The following is a 16,937-nucleotide window of genomic DNA, read 5'->3' as shown; positions in this document are numbered from 1 at the left end:
ACCCGCAAATAGCGGGATAAAGTTTGATTTTCCCATAATAGGAGAATCAAAATAGAGGAACAGGTACAATTCTTAATAATAGAAAAAGCAATCTTCATAGGAAGAAGATTGTAATTAAAATATTCTCAACGGCTTTCATTCAGAGTGAAAAAAATTGGAGCCTCATCAACATTCTTCAGCCATATATACTCTTGACCATTTAAACCATTCTTCACCCAAACATCACCTTTATATACATTTGTCTTCTTGCGAAACCAAGTAAGATAAGATTCAACAACTTGAGGATCTTCATCAAGTTCATTCTTTTTGGGGAACGAGATTTGTCTTTGTTCTTTTGTTTTTATATTGATAATATAAAGCGTTGTGACCATCGTCGGAACAGGACCTTCCTTCCATTCCTTGTTCTCTTTTGCACGAGCCACAATCACTTTGTCTGGTGAGAACCATTCCAAATCAAGGTCTACATAACCTACAGGTGTGTATTCCTTTTGTTGCGTTAATGTTATTATGTCTGCAACTGTGAATTTTTTGTTTTCTACAAAAAATCTTCCTTCTCCTGAAATATAGGCCAGTTGATTGGCTGATGGAGCCCACTTCATCCAGTCTTTGAACCCTAGCATTTTACCAATCGCTTGAAAGTGCTCTCCTTTTGATGAGATTGCACATAACGTATTGCTATCCATTGACAAGGAAGCGGTAGGGGTGGCTAAAAAACTAATCCACTTTCCATCAGAACTCCACTTAAAATAGTTAGCATTAATCGAAAATAAATCATTTTCATTTGTTTGAATCGTATAAAAAGGTTTCACTTTATTTGTAGCAAGACTTGCATCTACTGGAATTCTATAAAGTGGGATTGGTCCCCATCCAGTAGGACGCAAGCAGGATTGTGAGGAAACGATAAATTCCTTCCCATTCGGGAACCATTCGAAATCACTAACCCCAAGTGATACATTTTCAAAACCTTGCGGGCGACCATTCTTTGTTTTTGTAATGTTTAATAAACCTTGATCGGTGTAGGCTAATTGATTTTTGTTTGGTGACCACTTAAAGTCAGATGTTACGACCCTCACATAAGGCTGATAGCTTATTTTCTCCTTAGTATCATAAATGAATAGATTAGATTTTTCCGCCTGTTCATCACTATCAATATAACCAATAAACCTACCATCATAAGACCATTTCGGAGAATACACATATTGATTCTTTGTGATTTGTATTTCTTGATTACCCTTTTTAATCCATAGCCGTGAGTGGTGGGGTCTCTGCGCTAACCATCGTTGATAAATGAAAACTGATTAAGATTATAAATAATAAAATCCGAAATCCCAAGAACATCCCTCCTACATATAGGCTGTCCGGATATTTAATGAAAATTCTCCAAGATGCTCATTTCAATTTATAATATTCTAAGTGTTCTTCCACAAAATTGTCCTTTAGTGGAACGACTTTATTTCAAATTCACATTAGAGGAGGAAGTAACGTACAATTAAACATTATAACGTTATATTTACTTCTCCCTTTTTTTGTGTTACGCTAAACGTGTAAAAGAGATATAAAATGAAACTTTAATGTAAGCGTATTCTTATGGCTTCTTATAGAAAAGGGTGGAAATACAATGACAGAACGATTCGTGCTACGTAATGTGAAGCGTGTGAACGGGGAAGAGGTTGACATTGTAGTTGAAAATAATAAAATCGCTGAGGTGACGAAAGCTGGTGCTGGCGTGGGTGGAGAGGTTCTTGATTACTCAGGTACTTACGTATCGAGTGGCTGGATTGATTTGCACGTTCATGCTTTTCCAGAGTTTGATCCGTATGGCGATGAGGTGGATGAAATTGGCGTTAAGCAAGGGGTAACGACAATTGTTGATGCGGGTAGCTGCGGGGCTGATCGTATTACAGATTTAGTATTAAGTAGAGAGCAGGCAAAAACGAATTTATTTGCCTTTTTAAATATTTCTCGCATCGGTTTGAAACGAATTGATGAATTATCCAATATGGAATGGATAGATAAAGAGAAAGTGATAGAAGCAGTAGAAAAGTATAAAGATGTAATCGTTGGATTAAAAGCGAGAATGAGTAAAAGTGTCGTTTGTGATAGTGGAATTGAACCGCTTCATGTTGCACGCTCTTTATCTCGCGAAACATCATTACCGATTATGGTACATATCGGATCAGCACCTCCGCGTATAGAGGAAGTTGTACCACTTTTAGAAAAAGGTGATGTGATTACACATTACTTAAACGGGAAAGAAAATAATTTATTTGATGAAGAAGGAAAACCGCTACCTGTATTACTAGATGCAGTGAAACGCGGTGTGCATTTAGATGTTGGTCACGGTAATGCTAGTTTTTCTTTTAAAGTAGCAGAGGCAGCGAAGCGTCACGGCATTGCCTTTAATACAATTAGTACAGATATTTACCGGAAGAATCGTATACATGGTCCAGTTTACAGTATGGCTAACGTTCTTTCGAAATTCCTTTACTTAGGTTACACACTTGAAGAAGTGATTGATGCGGTTACGAAAAATGCAGCAGAATGGATAAAAAAACCAGAGCTTGGCCGCATTCAAGAAGGGGATATTGCAAACTTAACTTTGTTTACGGTTAAAGATGAACCGATTACGTTAATTGATTCAGAAGGGGATCAGCGCATTGCTGAAAGAAGAATTGATACGAAAGGGATTGTAATTAATGGGTCATTCATTGAATGCTAAGTACGGATTAAAAAGAGTTATTAATGCGAGCGGTAGAATGAGTATTTTAGGTGTATCGGCTCCTACAGATACAGTCATGGATGCGATGAAGCATGGTGGACAAAATTATGTGGAAATTGCCGATTTAGTAGATAAAGCGGGGGACCATATTGCGAGAATTCTAGATTCAGAGGCGGCAGTTGTTGTGAATTCAGCATCGAGCGGAATTGCGCTTTCTATCGCAGCACTTGTGACAGAAGGAAATCGCCGCAAAAGTGAAAGACTTCATCAAGAAGTCATCGCGAAAAATGAAGTGATTATGTTAAAAGGTCATAACGTTCAATACGGTGCTCCTGTTGAAACGATGATTTATTTAGGCGGAGGTAAGCTCGTTGAAGTAGGTTACGCAAATGAAGGGAAAGCAGAACATATTGAAGATGCGATTGGTGAAAATACAGCTGCGATTCTTTATGTAAAATCACATCATGCAGTGCAAAAAAATATGATTTCTGTTGAAGAAGCATGGGAAGTAGCGCAGCGAAATAATGTGCCACTTATCGTCGATGCGGCAGCTGAAGAAGATATTCAAAAATATGTGAAGTATTCAGACCTTGCAATTTATAGCGGTTCAAAGGCAATTGAAGGACCTACTTCTGGTATCGTTGGCGGTAAACGAAAATATATTGAATGGCTGAAAGTGCAATTACATTGCATCGGAAGAAGTATGAAAGTTGGGAAAGAGACGACTTTTGGCTTACTTCAAGCGCTTGATGAATACGGAGTAAAAGAAGATAAGAGCCAGCAAGAAAAAGAGTTGTTACAAGTACTTATGCCGCTGAAGGAATTAAACGGTGTAAATGTAACGATCGTTCAAGATGAAGCAGGAAGAGCGATCTTTAGAGCACGTATTCAAATTAACGAGAAAGAGTTAAATAAAACAGCAAAAGATGTTGTGACCGCGTTACGCGAAGGGGACATCGCAATTTACACACGTGATTATGGAGTAAGACAAGGATTCTTTGATATTGATCCACGTCCACTTCAAGGTGATGATATACATGTTATTGAAGAAAAAATGAGAGAAATTGTAGGGGGAAACTAAAATGACAAACATTCAAAAACGTTTTTATAAAGGCCGCGTAGCATTAAATGTATTAGCGAACAATATCGAGAATGCGAAAGACATTTTCGAAGCAGCAGAAGGTTATGTAGTAGTCGGTGTGTTATCAAAAGATTATCCGACAGTAGAAGAAGCAGTTACAGCGATGAAAGCATACGGAAAAGAAATTGATGACGCTGTATCAATCGGACTAGGTGCTGGAGATAATCGTCAAGCGGCGGTTGTAGCTGAAATTGCGAAGCATTATCCTGGTAGTCATATTAACCAAGTGTTCCCTTCAGTTGGAGCAACGCGCGCAAATCTTGGCGGGAAAGATAGCTGGATTAATAGTTTAGTATCCCCTACAGGAAAAGTAGGTTACGTAAATATTTCTACTGGCCCAATTAGTGCGGCTGGGGAAGAACAAGCAATCGTTCCAATTAAAACAGCGATCGCACTTGTACGTGATATGGGCGGAAATTCATTGAAATACTTCCCGATGAAAGGTTTAGCTCATGAAGAAGAGTATCGCGTGGTTGCGAAAGCTTGTGCTGAAGAAGGATTCGCACTAGAGCCAACAGGCGGAATTGATAAAGAGAACTTTGAAACAATTGTACGTATTGCGTTAGAGGCAAATGTAGAACAAGTTATCCCGCACGTATACTCTTCTATTATTGATAAAGAAACTGGTAATACGAAAGTAGAAGATGTTCGTGAATTATTAGCAGTAGTGAAGAACTTAGTTGATCAATATGCGTAAGAAAATTGCAGCGTTCGGCGAAGTAATGATGCGCCTGCAAGTGCCGGGATATGAATTGCTATCGCAAGCAAACACATTAAATTACTCATTTTCTAGTACAGGTGTGAATGTTGCAGCAGCACTTTCACATCTAGGGCATGAAGGATTTCTTATTTCAACTTTACCGGAAAATTCAGTTGGAGATGCTGCGGTACCGCATATTCAAAAATTAGGCATTCAGGCACCGTTTATTTCAAGAGGCGGTAAATATGTTGGCATGTACTTTTTAGAAAATGGATTTGGGGCACGTGCAAGCCGCGTTACATATTCGAATCGACTAGAAAGTAGTTTCAATACGGCATCTGAAGAGATGTATCAATTTGAAGAAATCGCAAAGGAAATTGATATCGTTCATTTTTGCGGTATTACACTTGCGATGAATGATACTGTTCGTCATCATATGAAATCTTTAGCGAAAGCGGTAAAGGAAAACGGAGGTACTGTTGTTTTTGATTGCAACTATCGTCCATCGCTTTGGGGAGAAGAGGGGTATGAACAGGCGAAACCGCATTATGAAGAAATGCTGGGGCTAGCCGATATTGTAATGATGAATGAAAAAGATGCGATGTTTGTTCTTGGAATGAAAACAGAAGAGACTGAGCGGGAAGCACAGCTTGTCGATCTTATTCCAAAAGTCGCTGAAATATATAATATTGCTACAATTGCTGGTACACATCGTTCTATTAACGGTGATAATACACATTCGCTTCGCGGATTCATATGTAAAGATGGAACGTTCACTTTTGCAAAAACACTTACGTTTTCTGTATATGATAGAATAGGTGCTGGAGATGCTTATACGAGCGGAATTATTCATGGCGAGATAGAAGAGTTTGCACCAGAGAAAGCTGTTTCATTTGCGTCAGCAGCTGGAATGCTTGCGCATACAATCGTCGGTGATACGCCAATGTCATCAGAGAAAGATATACTTCGGGCAATGAAGGCATCAGTAGGTGATGTAGAAAGGTAGAGGGTGTAACGGTGAACGTAACGAGAAAAAGAGGTCCATTATATTTACAAATTAAAAATATTATTCGTGATCGAATATTACATGGTGTTTATGCCATTCATACAAATATTCCTTCTGAACCACAATTAGAAGAAGAGTTCAAAGTGAGTAAAATTACAGTGCGAAACGCAATTAAAGAACTCGTTCAAGAAGGATATTTAGAAAAGAAAAGTGGTAAAGGAACGAGGGTCATCCGTAATACTTCTGCCACAAAGCTTTCAAAAGGGAAGAAATTTACAGAAGTGTTAGTGGAAGAAGGATATAAAGTACAAAAGAAATTGTTAAAGGCAGAAGTAGTTCATAATGAAGAAGGAACAGTGCCATTTCGATTATTCGGTAAAGAGAGTTTTCGTATTGAGCGTCTATATGCTTTAAATGATACTCCGTACATTCATTATACGCACTATTTCTCAGCACAAATGGCAAGTACAGACTTATCGGACTTTGACTTACAATCGCTTTATGATCTAGTCGAGGACCGTGGTATACATTTAGAAAACTTCAGAGATGAATTCGCTGTTGGATTTGCGCCTAATTTCGTTGCAGAAGCATTAGGAGAAAAAGAGGGAACAGCATTATTAAAACGTATGCGTTATTCTTACGATGAAGTAGGCGAAGTAATTGAATATAGTGAAGGCTACTACAATACGGAAATGCAGCATTATGTAGTTAATTATGACGTATAAAAAAGAGGGGATATTCCCTCTTTTTTTATAAAAGTAAGGGGAATGAGATATGGATATATACTTATTAATCGTCACGTTAATTGCAATCGCAATTGTTATTTTAGGAGTATCGTGGTGGAAATGGCATGCGTTTATTAGTTTAACGGTTGCTAGTCTATTTTTAGCTATCATGTCTGGATTGAACTTGGCCAAAATTGTTACTGCCTATGAAACTGGTGTTGGAAGTGTACTAGGGCATTTAGTTGGTATTTTAGCTCTCGGTACGATTTTGGGTAAAATGATGTCTGATTCAGGGGCTGGCATGCAAGTAGCAGATTTCTTCATTCGATTCTTCGGGGTGAAAAAATTACCTTGGGCAATGTTATTTGCTGGATTTGTAATCGGGATTCCAGTGTTTTTTGAAGTAGGGATCGTCATCTTATTACCACTCGTTATTTCTATTCGAAAAACAACGAAGCAAAATATATTATTAATTGCTTTGCCTGTTATTGCGGGATTATCCATAGTACATGGACTTGTGCCGCCGCATCCAGGTGCGATGACAGCAATCGGTATTTATAATGCGAATTTAGGGAAGGTACTATTGTATTCATTAATTATCGCGTTACCAACAGCAATTATCGCAGGGCCGGTATTTGCAAAGTGGGTACATAAGCGAGTTATACCTGAAAATGAACCAGAACTTGTTCGTGTTAGAACAGTATCTACCGATTTACCAAGTCGTAAAGCTTCATTCTTTATCATTTTATTACCAGTAGTCTTAATGATTTTATCAGTAGTCGCACCATATATTTCATTACCGAAAAAAATGACGGAATTTTTAATCTTTATTGGAAGCCCAGTGATTGCTTTACTTATTTCATGTTTCGCAGCATTTTATTTATTAGGTATACGACAAGGTATTGATAAAAAGATGATTAAAAAATTAACAGATGAAAGTTTATTACCGGTCGGTTCAATTATTTTAATTATCGGTGCAGGTGGTGGATTTAAACAAATATTAATTGAAAGCGGTGTCGGAACACCAATCGCTCAAATGGCAGAGCATATTTCATTATCACCAATTGTATTAGCTTTCATGGTAGCTGGATTAATTAGAATTGCAACAGGATCAGCCACAGTAGCATTAACGACAGCAGCAGGAATTGTTTCACCGGTTATCCAGCACATGTCTGGTGTGAATTTAGAATTGCTCGTTATAGCGACGGGGGCTGGTTCATTAATGTTTTCTCACGTAAATGATGCAGGGTTCTGGCTTGTAAAAGAGTATTTAGGTTTGACGGTGAAGGAAACGTTTAAAACGTGGACGGTACTGGAGACATTGTTATCATTTATTGCATTCGGCTTTGCTCTTTTATTAAATATGTTTCTTTAGAAGATACCTTAACAGGTATCTTTTTTTTGCAGCCCTTTTCACGAAACAAGCCCGTTTTTAGGAATGCCAAGCTTCCTATTTGCCCTGAAAACATACTATAAATGGAATCCCCTCATTTAGAACAAGAAGAACTTGTTATGAATGATACTAAAGGAGGAATAGAATAATGGGCGAAAAGTGTGAACACAGACATGATGATTGCGACCGCAGACATGATGATTTCGATCGCAGACGTGGCTGCGGAGGCGGTTTTGCGCTTCTAATCGTATTGTTTATTTTATTAATCATTATCGGTGCTAGCTGCTTCGGCGGAGGCGGCGGTTGTGGCGGTTATGGTGGCGGTTATGGTGGTTATGGCGGCGGCTATGGTGGATACTGCTGCTAATTATTAAAAACTATTGAAAATGGCCTTGTGCGTATTGCACAAGGCCATTTTATTCATGTTCTAATATGCTGTGATAATTTATTAATGTACAGGGAGCGGATTAAGAAGAAGAAAATGATCTCGATAATCCCGAATAAAGTGAGGATGATTAATAACTCTTTTAGTAAAGAGAAAGCGAACATGCTTTGTAAAAACTTAACCGCAAATAATGTGTGAACACCAGCAACGATATAAGGAACGAAAAATAAAATTCCTAATTGAATCGTTGCAGAGCGAAACATTTCTGATTCTGTTAAACCGAGTTTTGTAATCGTAATGTACTTTTGTTTTTCAGAAGTTAAGTCGTTATACATACGGAAGTATAAAACACTAGCTGCACCAATGAAGAAAATAAAGCCGAGAAATGCCCAAATAAAGAATTGAGCAACCGCATTTTCTTTACTGTGAACGAGTTCATCTGTAGCTGTATGAATATAAAACGGTTTGATAAAACCTTCTTCATCCTTATGTGCTTCATACAAGTTGTTTGCATCATGATCTAAGCTTTTTAATATATTTTTTGTGGGGACAATTGCATTTTCCCAATTTTCCACGAAGTAGTTATAAACTGTAATTGTTTCAATATGAGGAATCATATTTTCAATCACACTATCTTGCATAACGATTAAATGAGGTAATGCAAAGGATGGTTCGATTCCTTTATTAATAAAGCCTTTAATATGAAATTTCTTTTTATTAGAGCCAAGTGTAATAGTGTCCTGCTTCGCAAATGGGTTTGACACGAGATTTAATAACTCTGGCGAATAGCGAGAAATAATATAAACTTGTGTAGAATCGAGAGTGATTTCTGCCCTATTTAATTGTTTAGCTAATGCGTTATAATCACTCATTTTCATAATGGCAATTGACTCTTTTAAAGCTGTATCTTTTAAAACGGTAAATTTATATTTGTTATATTGAAAATTAGCATTTGTAAGTGCAGTTTCAATAGTAGTAATATGTTTTTGTTCAAATGCATTATCACCTTCTGAAGTATAGGTGAATGGTATTGGATATCGTTCTAATATCGATGCTTTCGTATGGTTATTTGCAGCAAATAACCCGATAATGATTGTAAATGCAAGTGCAGATAGCATAGAAACGATAAAGAGTACATTAATATTACTACGGGTACGAGCAACTAAATCTGAAATCCATAACATATTTATTTGTTTCAGATAAAACTTTCTTCGCTGTTTTAAAATGTAGATAAAGAGAAGAAATGTTTGTGAAAAGAAAAAATATGTTCCGACTACTACGAGCGGTAAAATAGATAACATAATAAAGACTACAGAGCCATTTTGTACATTTTTTTCTGTTACGTAGCCTTGTGGATAACCGGCAATATAATAACATAGTCCTAAACAAGTTAAAGCGAATATCGAAATGAGTATAGATGGTTTTTTTTCGTTCTTTTCTTTTTTGGTCCCCTTAATGAGCTGCGTTGTTTTACGAGTACGAATAAATATGGGTGTAAACGTAGAAACAATTAAAAATAAAATGATAAAGGTAACGGTTGTAACGATAATCGCTTCTGTTGGCCAATATAAATAAAGGCCTTTCGCACTTGTCAATTTCGAAGTGACTAATAAGAAAAAATTAGAAAATACAAGCCCACCTTGAATACCGATAAAGATAGACAATATCCCGATTATCATGTTTTCGGTAAATAAAAGTCTTTTTAGTTGTCTCTGTGAGATACCAAGAATAGTGAGTATCCCGAATTGTTGCTTTCGTACATTTAAAAATGTTCCGATTGAATATAAGAGAAAGAAGAACGAGAACAGAACGATAACAAACTGTGCTGTACTAGCTAAATTCATTAGAGGATCCCGTTCTTGAAAGCTTTGTACATTGTGTAAGCGCGGGTGATATGCATATACAGTAAATGAAAAGAAAACCATAATGGAAAATGCACTGCTTACAAAATAAGCGAAATATGCTTTAGAATTACGCGTGACATTTTTAAATGCAAATTGCCAAAACGTCATCCACGTCTTCCTCCTAATAATGCTAAAACATCTAATATTTCTTGATAAAATTTCTCGCGATATAGTCCGCGGTGCAGTTCATTGTAAAGTCCACCATCTTTAATGAAGATGACGCGGTTACAATAACTAGCTGCAAACGGATCGTGAGTAACCATTAAAATCGTTGCATCCTCTTCTTTATTTAACTTCGTAAATAACTCCATTACATCAATTGCCGCTTTCGAATCTAAGTTTCCTGTCGGTTCATCCGCAAGTAGAAGTGACGGATTATGAATAACAGCACGTGCTACCGCGGTACGTTGTGCTTGTCCTCCAGAAACTTCAAAAATACGCTTGTCCAAAATATGATCAATTCCAAGTTTTGTTGAGATGTTATCGAGTTTTTCGTCCATTTCTTTCAAAGGGACATTATCTAACGTTAAAGGTAGTACGATATTTTCACCGATTGTCAGTGTATCTAGTAGGTTAAAGTTTTGGAAAACAAATCCTAACTCTTGGCGACGGAAAATAGCAAGCTTCTCTCTGCGGAACGTGTGCGGTTGTTTTCCGTTAATAATGACTTCACCAGAAGTAGGTGAATCAATTGTAGAGATAACGTTTAAAAATGTAGATTTTCCGCTTCCAGAAGGTCCCATAATCGCAACGAATTCACCTTTATCTACGTGTAAATTTATATTTTTTAAAGCAGTATGAGGGACTTTTCCTTCATACACTTTTGAGACGTTTTTTATGTGTAATACTTCTTCCATAATAATCACCTTTCTATTCGTTAAAACTTAATATGTTGTGATAATTTTTGCATATAAAAGGAACGAATTAAAAGGAAAAAGAGAATTTCAACCGTTCCAAAGATTACAAGTACAACTGTAATCTCAGCGAATAATGAGAGATTTAATATTTCTTGCAACATCTTTGTCGCAAACATCGTATGGATGGATGCCATAATGTAAGGAACAAAGAATAAGATAGCAAGTTGGATTGTAGCGGACTGTTTCATCTCAGTTTCTGTTAAACCGATTTTTGTAATCGTTATATACTTTTCCTGCTCATTTGTTAAATCTGTATACATACGGAAGTAAAGAACGCTGCCAGCACCGATAAAGAAAATGACACCTAGGAAAGTACCGATTAAGAAGAACGAAGCGACATTTAGTTTTGTTTTGTATAGAGAATCGCTCGCTTCACTTGCATGGAAAGGTGGGTGTTCTGCTTGGATAGCTTCATTATCTTTATTAATTTTTGTTGTAAATGCTGAACCAATGTCATGTGCTTTTTCCCAATCGTTCACTTTGAAACTATATACACTCATCTGTTTTGAAACGTTTGATAATGCTTCTACATTTTCATCAGATAATACGACTAACTGTGATATTAAGCTATTTGGGAACGGGTTATAACTTTTATATTCTTTTATTTGTAACTGTAAAGAATTTTGGTTCAGCGTAAGAGTATTTTTTGCTTTTTGATCATGAATGGTTCCAATAACTTGACTGTCTAAATCTTTAATAAGGATATAAGATTCATTATTTTTTACGTTGAGATGTTCCCAGTTTAATGCATTAGCCAGTATGTTGTAGTCAATTTGTTTAATTGCATAATAGAGCTGCGGGCTTTCTTCCGCCGAAGATACTTCATATATATCTGTTTTAAATTTCTTATAAGTAAACTGCTCTTCGTTAAATTTTTGTTCTAACCAATTTAAATGTTCATCGGCTAACGTATTTTCAGTATGTGATAAATAAGTAAAAGGGAAAGGGTTTTGCCTTATTTCATCAAACTTTGTGAATTTCCCAAACCCATATAAGAATGTAATCATTGTGAAAGCGAGCGTTGATAACATCGTCACAATGAAGAGCATGTTAATATTTGTCCGAATACGAGTTGCTAAATCAGAAATCCAAAGCATATTAATACGTTTCATATAAAACTTTCTTCGCGCTTTTAATATACGAATGAGTAAGAAGCTAATTTGTGAGAAGAAAAAATATGTCCCAGCTGCAGCAAGTGATGGAATGACAAATATACTGGCGGCGGCGTATAAAAGTCCAGCGATATCTCCTAGTGACATAAAATATAGCGGATTCGCTGATAAAGCATATCCCGATATTAAACATGTCGCGCCAAAGAGAGAGATGAGTACAGATGCTTTTCTTTCTTTTTGTTTTTCACCTTCTTGCAAAAGTCGTACAGCTTTTCTCGTACGGATTAGCATCGGTGTAAAGGAAGATACGAGAATAAAGAGTCCGAAAAAGATTATTATTGTTAAAATAATAGCACTTGTAGGCCAGTATAAATATAGACCAGGTACATGTGTGATTTTGGCGGTAACTAATAGAAAGAACTGTGAAAAGACAAGGCCAAATTGAATGCCAAAAAATATGGAAAGGACACCAATTAACATGTTTTCTAGAAATACAAGCCTCTTTAACTGCTTTTGAGATATGCCAAGTACTGTTAAAATCCCAAACTGTTTTTTTCGTACCTTTAAAAAGGTACCGATCGAATATAGTAAAAAGAAAAATGAAAAGAATACAATGACAACTTCTGAAATTGTCATTAATATGTTCAGAGCATAATTAACGTCTGTCATATGCAATTTAGGATGAAATAAATAAACTGCAAATGAGAAAAAAATTGCAATGGAAAACGCACTGCTTACAAAATAGGCGAAATAAGCTCTGGCGTTCCGCGTCACGTTTTTAAATGCAAACTGCCAAAATGTCATTCACCTAAACCTCCTAATAGAGTTAACGTGAAAGGAGTATGGGGAGAGGTTCCCTCATACTCTTTTCATCAAGTTTGTTTTAAATATTTTGCCCATTAGTATACTGTGATAATTTTTGCATATAAAGCGAACGAATGAATAAGAAAAATACGATTTCAACGACTCCAAAAATAATAAGAACAGTTGCAATTTCAGTAAACAATGATAAACCAATTACATCTTGTAGCATCTTTGTTGCAAACATTGTATGAATGGATGCCATAATGTACGGAACGAAAAATAAAATACTAAGTTGAATGGTTGCAGAGCGTCTCATTTCTGCATCTGTTACGCCAATTTTTGAAATCGTTATATACTTCTCTTGTTCGTTCGTTAAATCGGTATACATTCTAAAGTAAAGAACGCTACCAGCTCCAATGAAGAAGATAACCCCTAAGAATGTCCCAATTAGGAAGTATGCAGCACTTCCTGATGTGATTTTATATAATAAGCCTGCTGATTCATAGGAGCGTATAAGAGGCCCTTCGTACTGGAATTCTTGTCGATCCTTTTGTACTTTTCGTATAAACTCATCAGCAATTTCATACGTTTTTTCCCAGTTTTGTACTTTATAATTGTACGCTGATACATGCTTTATTGTACTTGGTAAGCTGTTTACAACAGCGTCCGGTAAAATTAAAGTTTGATATGAAAAGTCAGATGGAATGGCTCCTGCTTGTTCATAGCCCTTTACTTGTAATATCGTATTTGTGCTAGAAAGTGTAATGGATTTTCTATTGTAGCTTGGCTCAAACTCGCTGAATAAGGTGAAATAAGCGCTACCGCTTAAGACATATGCTTCGTTATCGCTCATGAATAGTTGTTTCATTCGCAGGGCAGCTGCAAGTTTATTATAGTCACTTTGTTTCATTGCATATATGTCATTATAAGCTGTTATACCTTCATCTTCTTTCAGTGGTGTTTCATATAAATCAGCCTTTATCTTTTTATAAGAGAAATTTTCCTTTTGTAACTGCTGTTCAAGCCAAGTTAAATGCTCGTTGACAAAAGGATTTGCGTCATATGAAAAATAAGAAAATGGAAAAGGTGAACTTCTCGTAACCTCTAGCTTTGTAAACTTTCCAAATCCATATAGAAATGTAATCATTGTGAAGGCGATTGTAGATAGCATCGCTACAATAAAAAGCATATTGATATTCGTTCGAATACGGCTTGCTAAATCCGAAATCCAAAGCATATTAATCTGTTTCATATAAAACGTTCTTCTTTTCTTTAAAATATAAATAAGTAAGAAACTAATTTGAGAAAAGAAAAAATATGTCCCAATTGTAACAAGTGTTGGAATCACGAAAATACTTGAAACCATATATATAACGCCTACTTGCGGGTTTATTGAGAAGAAATATTTAGGATTTGCAGCTAACGCATAACCACCTAATAAACAGATTGCACCAAATAAAGAGATAAATATGGATGGTTTTCTTTCTTTTTGTTTTCCGCCATTTGTTTTTAAAAGATGTACCGCTTTTTTTGTACGAATAAGCATTGGTGTGAATGCAGATACAATGATAAAAAGACTAAGAAAAACGATGGTCGTTAAAATGATCGCGTTAGTAGGCCCGTATAAATATATACCTGGTACGTGCGTAATTTTCGCTGTCACTAATAAGAAAAATTGCGAAAAAACAAACCCAAACTGCATGCCGAAAAAGATAGATAAAATACCAATTAACATATTTTCCGTAAAAACGAGACGATGTAATTGCTTTTTCGATATACCTAAAATGGCTAAAATCCCAAATTGTTTTTTTCGAACTTTTAAAAACGATCCGATTGAATATAGTAAAAAGAAGAAAGAGAACAGTACAATGACAACTTCTGAAAAAATCATTAATCCTGAAATTTCAGAGATCATACTGAAATTTTGTAATTTCGGATGAAATAAATAAACAGCAAACGAAAAGAAAACAGCAATGGAAAAGGCACTGCTTAAAAAATAGGCAAAATAAGCTCTTGAGTTGCGCGTTACATTTTTAAATGCAAATTGCCAAAATGTCATAATATGTACCTCCCGTTAGAAGGCCAATATGCAGTTTTATTGCAAAAAATGTATGAGAGTATATTCTCATACATTTTGCTAGCATATGTTATGGTCATGCTTTGGTCACCTTCTCTGTATTTTCTGCTTGATTATTTGCAGCGTTGTGGAAGATGATTTTAATCGTCGTTCCTTTACCAACTTCAGAGTCTAGTTTCACAGAATGACCTAAATAATCACAAATTTTACTTACGATATAAAGTCCCATACCAGTAGATTCTCCGAATGTACGACCATTTTTCCCAGTGTAAAATGGTTCAAATACTCTTCGAACATCTTCTTGCGGAATACCGACGCCTTCATCACGAACTTCTAAAATAATATCTTTTCCATTTCGATAAGCTGATAAGAAAACTTTCTTTCCGCGTTCACCAGAATACCGAACAGCATTTGTCATTAACTGATAAATGATGAACTTTAGCCATTTCGCATCAGAAGTAACTTTTAAATCTGAATGAACTTCTAAAACAGGGAAGACCCCGTTTCGAATGAATAGTTCTTTTAATCCGTTAATATTTTTTGTTACAGTATCTTTTAATGAAATCGTCTCAACATGGAAATCTTCATGGAAATTATTCAACCTTGCCATGTATAAAGCCATATCGAGTCCTTGATTTAGTCGCTCTAACTCTTTTTTAAATTGCGGGATTAAATGTTCATCTTCCATTTCAAGCACCATAAGTTGCATAACAGAAACGGGCGTTTTCATTTGATGTACCCAATGGTTAATAAATAATTGGTGTTCTTGTTGTTTTACTTCGAATGTTTGTAGGTCTTTTTGGAATAGACGATATTGCGTACGAACGAGCTCGTTTACACCGTGGGGCATAGGAGCAGTCGCTCTTTCAATAAACGCATCTTCCATTTTCTCTGGTGGTTCACTTAATCTGTGGTACATTCTACGATTACGAACGTAACGATAAGCGAGGAAACAGATGAATAAGTAAAGACTTAAAACGATGAAGTAAAATTTATTATTTTGAAATCCGTCTACTGCATCATAGAGAACGAAAATAATTCCGAAGTTTAATACATATAGTAGAAAAAATGCAAAATGATCACGTAAAAATAGCTTCATGCTTATTCACTCCAAGTTGCGTTAAAACGATACCCAAGTCCACGTACTGTTTCAATAGAGTTCTCAATACCAAGCTCATTAAACTTTTTACGAAGACGCGTGATGTTTACGTTTAATGTATTTTCTTCAACGAAGCTCTCATCATCCCAAAGGGCAGCTAATAAATCTTCACGGCTTGCTGTACGAGGGAATTTAGATAATAGCATTTCCGCTAAAATTGCCTCTTTCTTTGTTAAAAGAACTTGCTCAGATTCAAAATGAATTTCTGGACGCTCAGGGAATAATTTAAGCCCTTCTACTTCAACGATACGCTCAGAAATATTTGGTGCATAATCACCGTAAATACGGCGTAATTGACCTTTAATTTTTGCCATTACAACGTCGTAGTGGAACGGTTTCGTAATATAATCGTCCGCACCGCTTTCAATCGCCATAATTTGCTCCATTTCACCTGCACGTGCCGAAATGAAAATAATTGGACAAGTAGATTCATGGCGAATTTGACGGCACCAGTAGAATCCATCAAATTTCGGTAAGTTTACATCAAGTAAAACAAGGTGTGGTTTCACAGCGTTAAATGATTCCATAATATCATCAAAGTTTTCAGTAACAACAGCGTCGTAACCGTACTTTTGAATGTGAGATTGCAGTAATGATGAAATATTTGGATCGTCTTCAACGATTAAGATTTTGTACATATGTATATTCCTCCTCAAAAAAACAATTGTAGCTATAGTGTACCATGTGTTTCTCGTCTTTTCATTATGTTGAAATGAGAGCTATATAAATATAAAAATTTAAAAGACGACATAGAACTTGTCTTTTTAGGGGAGAGAGAGGATCCAGTCATGCATAGAAGCGGTCAGAGCCTTTTTCTGCCCAGTACGAAGTAAAAACAAAGAAATCAAATGAATAGGCTTTCCTTTTTTGTTATACATAGTATAGCTGTGGCGTA

At 36.1% G+C, this 16,937-nt stretch carries 13 protein-coding genes and 1 pseudogene; 7 read left to right on the top strand and 7 right to left on the bottom strand.

The window, feature by feature from the left end; genetic code table 11:
- Positions 1–125: 125 nt before the first annotated feature.
- Positions 126–1,332, bottom strand: a pseudogene (locus tag MR071_RS10095) (translocation protein TolB).
- Positions 1,333–1,618: 286 nt separating this feature from the next.
- On the opposite strand from MR071_RS10095, the gene MR071_RS10090 reads away from it, so the two are divergent.
- From MR071_RS10090 to MR071_RS10060, 7 genes are all read left to right on the top strand, one after another.
- On the top strand, positions 1,619–2,719 hold the full coding sequence (locus MR071_RS10090; protein WP_242235876.1) for an amidohydrolase/deacetylase family metallohydrolase: 1,101 nt from the start codon (positions 1,619–1,621) through the stop codon (positions 2,717–2,719).
- Positions 2,697–3,800 carry a DgaE family pyridoxal phosphate-dependent ammonia lyase gene (locus tag MR071_RS10085; RefSeq protein ID WP_105585886.1) on the top strand — a complete coding sequence of 368 codons (1,104 nt, stop codon included), beginning with the start codon at positions 2,697–2,699 and terminating at the stop codon, positions 3,798–3,800. Before MR071_RS10090 ends, MR071_RS10085 begins: the two co-directional genes overlap by 23 nt.
- A gap of 1 nt (position 3,801) precedes the next feature.
- Positions 3,802–4,557 (top strand): 2-dehydro-3-deoxy-phosphogluconate aldolase, encoded by a 756-nt coding sequence (gene dagF, locus MR071_RS10080; protein WP_242235872.1) that lies wholly within the window; start codon positions 3,802–3,804, stop codon positions 4,555–4,557.
- On the top strand, positions 4,550–5,566 hold the full coding sequence (locus MR071_RS10075) for a sugar kinase (RefSeq protein ID WP_242235870.1): 1,017 nt from the start codon (positions 4,550–4,552) through the stop codon (positions 5,564–5,566). The genes dagF and MR071_RS10075 overlap by 8 nt, the downstream gene beginning before the upstream one ends.
- Positions 5,567–5,577: 11 nt before the next feature.
- Complete coding sequence (locus tag MR071_RS10070; protein WP_105585888.1) at positions 5,578–6,291, top strand: GntR family transcriptional regulator; 714 nt, start codon at positions 5,578–5,580, stop codon at positions 6,289–6,291.
- Between the two features lie 49 nt (positions 6,292–6,340).
- A complete protein-coding gene (gntP, locus tag MR071_RS10065; protein WP_242235869.1) occupies positions 6,341–7,666 on the top strand; it encodes a gluconate permease GntP in 1,326 nt (441 codons plus the stop codon).
- A 166-nt stretch (positions 7,667–7,832) separates the two neighbouring features.
- Positions 7,833–8,051 (top strand): YjcZ family sporulation protein, encoded by a 219-nt coding sequence (locus tag MR071_RS10060; RefSeq protein WP_105585890.1) that lies wholly within the window; start codon positions 7,833–7,835, stop codon positions 8,049–8,051.
- A 53-nt stretch (positions 8,052–8,104) separates the two neighbouring features.
- On the opposite strand, the gene MR071_RS10055 is transcribed toward MR071_RS10060, so the two are convergent.
- The 6 genes from MR071_RS10055 to MR071_RS10030 form a co-directional block, all read right to left on the bottom strand.
- Positions 8,105–10,081, bottom strand: a complete 1,977-nt coding sequence (locus tag MR071_RS10055; protein ID WP_242235867.1) for an ABC transporter permease — start codon at positions 10,079–10,081, stop codon at positions 8,105–8,107.
- On the bottom strand, positions 10,078–10,830 hold the full coding sequence (locus MR071_RS10050; RefSeq protein WP_105585892.1) for an ABC transporter ATP-binding protein: 753 nt from the start codon (positions 10,828–10,830) through the stop codon (positions 10,078–10,080). Before MR071_RS10050 ends, MR071_RS10055 begins: the two co-directional genes overlap by 4 nt.
- A gap of 20 nt (positions 10,831–10,850) precedes the next feature.
- Positions 10,851–12,806 (bottom strand): FtsX-like permease family protein, encoded by a 1,956-nt coding sequence (locus MR071_RS10045; RefSeq protein WP_105585893.1) that lies wholly within the window; start codon positions 12,804–12,806, stop codon positions 10,851–10,853.
- Positions 12,807–12,885: 79 nt separating this feature from the next.
- Positions 12,886–14,865 (bottom strand): FtsX-like permease family protein, encoded by a 1,980-nt coding sequence (locus MR071_RS10040; RefSeq protein ID WP_105585894.1) that lies wholly within the window; start codon positions 14,863–14,865, stop codon positions 12,886–12,888.
- Positions 14,866–14,959: 94 nt separating this feature from the next.
- The gene (locus MR071_RS10035) at positions 14,960–15,982 is read right to left on the bottom strand and encodes a sensor histidine kinase (protein WP_105585895.1); all 1,023 of its coding nucleotides are present in this window, start codon (positions 15,980–15,982) and stop codon (positions 14,960–14,962) included.
- Between the two features lie 2 nt (positions 15,983–15,984).
- Complete coding sequence (locus MR071_RS10030) at positions 15,985–16,680, bottom strand: response regulator transcription factor (protein ID WP_105585896.1); 696 nt, start codon at positions 16,678–16,680, stop codon at positions 15,985–15,987.
- Positions 16,681–16,937: the final 257 nt, after the last annotated feature.

This window comes from Bacillus cereus group sp. BfR-BA-01316 (assembly GCF_022664195.1).
Classification (GTDB): domain Bacteria; phylum Bacillota; class Bacilli; order Bacillales; family Bacillaceae_G; genus Bacillus_A.
This window is presented reverse-complemented; position numbering and strand designations above follow the sequence as displayed.

Bases quoted from the DNA above. Each gene is read 5' to 3' on its own strand.
- MR071_RS10055 (WP_242235867.1), bottom strand. From the start codon at position 10,081: ATGACGTTTTGGCAATTTGCATTTAAAAATGTCACGCGTAATTCTAAA.
- MR071_RS10075 (WP_242235870.1), top strand. From the start codon at position 4,550: ATGCGTAAGAAAATTGCAGCGTTCGGCGAAGTAATGATGCGCCTGCAA.
- dagF (WP_242235872.1), top strand. From the start codon at position 3,802: ATGACAAACATTCAAAAACGTTTTTATAAAGGCCGCGTAGCATTAAAT.
- MR071_RS10030 (WP_105585896.1), bottom strand. From the start codon at position 16,680: ATGTACAAAATCTTAATCGTTGAAGACGATCCAAATATTTCATCATTA.
- MR071_RS10035 (WP_105585895.1), bottom strand. From the start codon at position 15,982: ATGAAGCTATTTTTACGTGATCATTTTGCATTTTTTCTACTATATGTA.
- gntP (WP_242235869.1), top strand. From the start codon at position 6,341: ATGGATATATACTTATTAATCGTCACGTTAATTGCAATCGCAATTGTT.
- MR071_RS10090 (WP_242235876.1), top strand. From the start codon at position 1,619: ATGACAGAACGATTCGTGCTACGTAATGTGAAGCGTGTGAACGGGGAA.
- MR071_RS10050 (WP_105585892.1), bottom strand. From the start codon at position 10,830: ATGGAAGAAGTATTACACATAAAAAACGTCTCAAAAGTGTATGAAGGA.
- MR071_RS10060 (WP_105585890.1), top strand. From the start codon at position 7,833: ATGGGCGAAAAGTGTGAACACAGACATGATGATTGCGACCGCAGACAT.
- MR071_RS10085 (WP_105585886.1), top strand. From the start codon at position 2,697: ATGGGTCATTCATTGAATGCTAAGTACGGATTAAAAAGAGTTATTAAT.
- MR071_RS10040 (WP_105585894.1), bottom strand. From the start codon at position 14,865: ATGACATTTTGGCAATTTGCATTTAAAAATGTAACGCGCAACTCAAGA.
- MR071_RS10045 (WP_105585893.1), bottom strand. From the start codon at position 12,806: ATGACATTTTGGCAGTTTGCATTTAAAAACGTGACGCGGAACGCCAGA.